General features: G+C 40.5%; 8 protein-coding genes and 1 other RNA gene. All 9 read right to left on the minus strand.

What is annotated here, in order from left to right:
* Positions 1–422: CDP-diacylglycerol--serine O-phosphatidyltransferase (pssA, locus tag BLT_RS0111270; RefSeq protein ID WP_017727900.1), on the minus strand; the 422-nt coding region annotated here is incomplete at its 3' end.
* A 337-nt stretch (positions 423–759) separates the two neighbouring features.
* Positions 760–1,905, minus strand: coding sequence for a THUMP domain-containing class I SAM-dependent RNA methyltransferase (locus tag BLT_RS0111275; RefSeq protein ID WP_017727901.1), 1,146 nt, complete (start codon positions 1,903–1,905; stop codon positions 760–762).
* Positions 1,906–2,347: 442 nt separating this feature from the next.
* Positions 2,348–2,736: RNase P RNA component class B (rnpB, locus tag BLT_RS23145), an RNA gene on the minus strand.
* A gap of 76 nt (positions 2,737–2,812) precedes the next feature.
* Positions 2,813–3,202, minus strand: coding sequence for a reverse transcriptase-like protein (locus tag BLT_RS0111280; RefSeq protein WP_017727902.1), 390 nt, complete (start codon positions 3,200–3,202; stop codon positions 2,813–2,815).
* Positions 3,203–3,233: 31 nt separating this feature from the next.
* Positions 3,234–3,548: a cell division regulator GpsB gene (gene gpsB / locus BLT_RS0111285; protein ID WP_017727903.1), complete on the minus strand. Its 315-nt coding sequence runs from the start codon at positions 3,546–3,548 to the stop codon at positions 3,234–3,236.
* A gap of 153 nt (positions 3,549–3,701) precedes the next feature.
* Positions 3,702–4,268 carry a DUF1273 domain-containing protein gene (locus BLT_RS0111290; RefSeq protein ID WP_017727904.1) on the minus strand — a complete coding sequence of 189 codons (567 nt, stop codon included), beginning with the start codon at positions 4,266–4,268 and terminating at the stop codon, positions 3,702–3,704.
* 87 nt (positions 4,269–4,355) lie between these two features.
* Positions 4,356–4,778, minus strand: coding sequence for a spore coat protein (locus BLT_RS0111295; protein WP_017727905.1), 423 nt, complete (start codon positions 4,776–4,778; stop codon positions 4,356–4,358).
* A 126-nt stretch (positions 4,779–4,904) separates the two neighbouring features.
* Positions 4,905–5,039 (minus strand): hypothetical protein, encoded by a 135-nt coding sequence (locus BLT_RS24695; RefSeq protein ID WP_017727906.1) that lies wholly within the window; start codon positions 5,037–5,039, stop codon positions 4,905–4,907.
* Positions 5,040–5,167: 128 nt separating this feature from the next.
* A partial coding sequence (locus tag BLT_RS21795; protein WP_017727907.1) for a ribonuclease H-like domain-containing protein occupies positions 5,168–5,801 on the minus strand: 634 nt, incomplete at its 5' end.

Raw genomic sequence — 5,801 nt, forward strand, 5'->3', positions numbered from 1 at the left:
AAAGTAAGCAACGCTAAGATTCCACCGGCTGCCGTAATCGGTACTCCTACAAAATAGTGCAATGAAGATTTGCTTGAACTGATGTTAAACCTTGCTAATCGATAGGCACCAAAAAGAGGAAATAAACCTGCAATCATAAAACCCATTAATCCAAATTGATCAAAATATGTATAATAAACTAAAAATGAAGGAGCCACACCAAAAGTAACAATATCAGCTAAAGAATCTAACTCTTTCCCTAAAGAACTATTTGCTTTTAACATCCTAGCCAGCCTGCCATCCATACTATCCAACATCATTCCAATTAGAATCAAGATTGCTGCATTATTATATTGACCATTTGCAGCATACCCAATTGAGAGAAAGCCACAATAGAGATTTCCTAAAGTAAACAAATTGGGGATCATTTTTGTAAAGCGCATAGTTGTAATCACTCCGCAACGTTTTTTTTATCCTTCACTTAAGCATTCTTTTTTAATAACCCTCGGTTCTGTATCTATTATTATACACTTGAACAATTGTAGTAGTTTTTACTGAGTAAAATATAATGAAATAGTCTTTGCGTTTTAAGGATGTTAGATATGCGCCCCTACGTTCTGTGAATAATTCGTTAAACAAAACAGACATAAAATCCTTTTCCTTTTGCTTCACCATTTAAAAAGACCACACCATTTATTAAAATTAATCGAATAGAGTATGGTCTTAGAATTATGAAATTTAAAGCTGTTATAAAAGCATAAATTAGTTATATTCTTGGAATTATTTCGATTCTCTCGGCGGCCTTGGACCAAAGAATTGATAATAGTCGGTTTTAAGGTTTCCGTTGTACAGCTTGCGTTTTTTCGTTGCTTTCTTTCCATACAAATCTTCAAAGCCTTCATGGGACGTTAAGACATAGATGGACCATGTGTCTAAATGCTCCTGAAACACACGTCCCATGTCACGGTACATTTGCTCCACTTCCTCCCGTTCACCAAGTCGCTCACCGTATGGAGGGTTTCCGACGAGACAGCCATACTCTCCTCGATGGCGGAAATCCTTTACTTGCATTTGCTTAAATTGCAGTAATTCTCCAAAGCCCGCTTCCATCGCATTATTTGCCGCAAGCTCCACCATTCGATGATCGACATCAGAGCCAAGAATCTCAAGTGGCTGGTCGTAGTTGGCAACGTCTTCTATTTCCTCACGGGCCTTGTTCCATTTATCTTCGCCGATCCAATGCCATTTTTCCGAGACGAAATCACGATTAAAGCCAGGCGCAATGTTTTGACCGATCATCGCAGCCTCGATAGGCAAGGTTCCAGAACCACAGAATGGATCAGCAAACGGACGATCAGGCTTCCAGTTTGTAAGCATCACCATGGCAGCTGCTAATGTTTCCTTTAAAGGTGCCTGAGAATGCAAATAACGGTAGCCTCGCTTGTGGAGACCAACCCCACTCGTATCAATCGTTAATGTGGCTACATCCTTATGGAGAGCGACCTCTATTCGGTAGAGAGGCCCATTCTCATCAAACCAGCCTCGCTTGTAGCGTTTTTTCATACTCTCAACAACCGCTTTTTTGACAATTGCTTGACAGTCAGAAACACTAAAAAGCTTTGATTTAACCGATTTCCCAATGACAGGAAACTCAGCATGAACAGGAATAAGGTCGGCCCACGGAAGAGCTTTCGTTTTTTCAAATAATTCATCAAAGGTGAAGGCTTTAAACTCACCGACCTTAAGCTTTACACGATCGGCCGTGCGTAGCCAAAGGTTGGCGCGAGGGATTGCAGACACGTCAGAAGTAAAGGTCACCTTACCGTTCTCCACTGCCACATCCTCATAGCCTAAATCACGTACTTCCTTTGCAACAAGTGCTTCAAGCCCCATCGTTGCGGTTGCAATTAGTGTTACTTTTTCCATTGTTCTGATCTCCTTATGTATGAAAACTCTTTTTATGTTAAGAGTAAAGTAAAATGTTGACTCTGTTTATTCTAACATGTCTTAAACCTGACTGCTATTGCATATACGTACATTGAGGTGTTAAACGACAAAAAAAGCACGGAAGATAATTAAAGCGTTCCTTTCTTCACATGTCATCAACTAAATACAGATAAAAAATTCTAGGAAAAAGGGGATATATTCTATATAAAGAGTTTTTTTAAGTGTCAACCAACCCACGTGATAGTAGTCCTATTTTCCATTTTAACGTTCAAGTCCAAATTAAGGTTTTATCACGCTCACATGAAATTGTGGTCAGATAAAATGAACAGAAAGACGAAAAAACCCGTCAATTTCAAGAAATTGACGGGTGCCTTTTTCATTTCATAATCGTTCGGGTCGCTTTATCACATCTCATTAACTGTTCGATAAGCCATGTTCTGTACCTTTTGTACTGCAAACGGTGATGAACCTCGTACTCAGGTGGTAATCATCTGTCTACAGAAGATCAAGCTTCTGTCCTTCTCATCCGTTCATTTCCGTCGAGAAGGTGCCCCTACCAAATTTGGGTTTCTCGCTCGAGGGGTTTACCGCGTTCCACTCCATCCGTTTCCAGATGGACTACGTCACTGTGGCACTTTCAAAGGTATCACACCATATCCGAAGACGTAGGTGCTTTCCTTGCCGTTAGCCCAGTCGAAACCAGACTACCCTAGCTTATGACTTCGCTAGGCACGAACACTACGGGCATCGCAGCCCGTGCGAGCATGGACTTTCCTCTACATCAATACGATGCAGCGATTACCTGAACGCTAATGCTGTCTTAAGCGACAAATTTAATTATATACAACACGATACGTAAAAGCAATAGCAGTATTTGCCTCGATAGCTAATTTTTCAATATCGCTTTGCGAGCTAGCTCATCTGCATTTTTGTTTTGCTTACTTGGGATCCATTTCAAGAAAAACAAATCAAATTGTCGGATCAGTTTAAGGGCTTCTTGAAGTAAGGGCTGGTACGTTTTATTTTTTACGTATTGCTTTTCTATCGCTTCATCAATAAGCTTTGAATCCGTACGAAAGGAAGCGCCTTTAATCTCATTCTGCAGGCAAAACTCTAACGCACGAATCAATGCGTAGTATTCTGCCTCGTGATTAGACATCGTACCAAGTGGGATCGACAGCTGTTCTACTTGACCATTTTTAAAGTTAATAAAAATCCCTGCCCCTGATGGCCCAGGATTCCCTGCACTTGCCCCATCTACATACACATCAATCAATTGCTCGCCGCCCCTTTTTAAACCATCGTCATTACTCGTATAGCTTGCTTCCGAATACTTTTTTCTCTAAATTAGAAAGTCGTTGTAAAATGTCGTAATTCGTACTCCCTGTTGACTGACTTGAAGTTTGGCGAGTTTGTTGTCGCTCAGCAGCTCGCTTCACTTCACGGCGAAGCTGCTGATTATCTTGCTCTAAATGTTCAATTCTTTTTTGGAACGCTTCATAATCTTGAATGATTGTATCGAGAAATTTATCAACTTCATCAGGATTATAGCCTCTCATGCTTGTTTTAAAATCTTTTTCTAGAATATCCTTTGTTGTTAATCGCACGTCATGATTCGACACTTTTCATCACCTCTGATCCATTCATAAGAAACGCATGCACCTTATTTTTTGGTAAGGACAAAGCGTTCTTTTCACTCGTCATGGTCGTTTTCTTTTTATTTTTTCAAAACTTTACGCTATTGTCAATTTGATTTTCTATTTATTATATTATACTTAGTCACTCCAATAGGTAGGGTCTGCTTCTCGTTCCTCTTGGATCATTGTATATAAATCATTGGGCGTAATGTACAATATTGGGTACTCATCATGCTCTTGTCGCTTTTTAGCCACATCCAAGTAATAGCTCGGCGCCCCTGGCTTTTCTTCATCATAAAGAAGCAGTAGCCCATCGGTTTTTGAAATGATAAATTCATTTTTCAAACGAAGCTGGGCTCGGCTTTCATATGGTCGTTTCGTAATACTCTCAACAAAATCTGCTTGGCTGAGGATATGTTGATAGTACTCCTTAGTTTGTTCCTGCCAGTTTTCTTCCTGCTTTAAAAAAGGGGTTAGAACAGCTAACTTAATATCAGGGTAGATTTCCTTTAATTGAAGAACCACCTCAGCAACCCAAAGCTCAACACCGATCTGCCCGCTAATCACAAACCATTCGGTTTCCTCTTCAATAAGAGGAATCAGCCTTTTTTCAAAAGCTTTCTTTATGTAGTGAATGCCTTCATGATTCTGATCGAAGATCCCGAGCTCATGACTTTTATATCCCGTTACAGCTAGTGTTTTCATCCTATGAACCTTGCCTCCTTTTTAAAGAGGGAAAGCGAACTGAGACCAGTTCGCTTTATTAATAGCTATTATTCCATCTCGAACAAGTTAACGCCAAAATGACTTTTTACAGTATGGTGCCATTGCTCCAGCTCCTGGGCCGTATGGTTGTTGCCCCCCATATGGTGCCATTGCCCCGGCTACTGGACCTCCTGGGCCTCCATATGGTGCCATCGCCCCGGCTACTGGACCTCCTGGGCCTCCATATGGTGCCATCGCCCCAGCTACTGGGCCGTAATGTGCTGGCCTCGGACGTTGGACAAAATGCTGATTCGCGATGTTTTGTTGATATGAGTCAGTATGCGGGAAGCTGTGTACATGGTTGTATACATGATTTGTTAAATGCGTTGTATGACTAGGGTGAATCTCTGGTACAATATATTCACACGTATTTTGCATGACATTGCATTTTGTCGGATGTACAACAGCAGGTAAAACTTGCGCAGGTCTTCTACGTGGACGACAATGCATAAGATAGTTCCTCCTTTTTAGTAGATTCAATACTACCTTATGTTCTATGCTTAATAGGGGTACTAGTTGTTTTACCTATTTATCCCCACAGTTCCTGCTTCACACAACAATTAGGTGTTCGTCTCTTTATCCAAGAAAAAAGGTTGAATTGCGCATTTCAGTCATAACAAAAAATACAAGACCAATCATTACAAAAAACATAACGACTAAGGCGCGAGTCATTACCATCACTCTTTCATCAAGATTATTTCCATCCCCCATTTTACTGTCTCACGTCTTTTTCGACAATTCTTTTTCAAATCTTACAACCATTTACAAACAGTTGTTCACAATATTGTAACAAACCGTTGAAAATTCTTGCTTTCTGCGCTTACCCAGGAAATAGTGTACTAGTTATTTGCAAGGGATTTACGTTGCAAGCGCTCCATTCTTTTTTCAAGCTCTTTTTTCTCCCGTTGGTCCATTTGCCTGAGCAAACGCCCAGTATTTCCTAAAGATTGATATGCTTGTTTCGCATAGGCTAAAGCTTTTTCAGGGTCCTTTTCTTTATGTTCAAACAGCTTTGCAAGCTCTACTCCAGCCTCCAAAACAAAAACGTCCTGTTCTACAAGCTCTGTAAAAAGAAAGATTGCTTGCTGATAATTTCCTAGCTTTTTCTCTAATCGTCCACGTGCAAGCTGACTTTCTCGATAAAGATTTAAATCCTGCGCACTCATTTGCTCATAAAGACGCTTGCTTAATTCAAGCTCTCCTAACAGTTCATACCACCGCGCTAACTCGAAATGCTCCCTTGGATGTAACGTCCGTTCATCAATCTCTAAAATCAAAGCAGATAGATGAGCATATAGCGTAATTAAAGACAAGACATCCCACTCATTGTGCTTAAGCACTCCTTCAACATAAGCAGGATCTTGCTCTTGCAAGAAATCAAAATAGAGCATCGGCGCTAAATAACCAGGAGTATCCTCCTGCCGTTCATAAAAAAGGATTTCTTTTTCAACGACAGAAAGCTTACATGATGGC

The organism is Halalkalibacterium ligniniphilum (assembly GCF_000334155.1).
Lineage (GTDB): Bacteria > Bacillota > Bacilli > Bacillales > Bacillaceae_D > Halalkalibacterium > Halalkalibacterium ligniniphilum.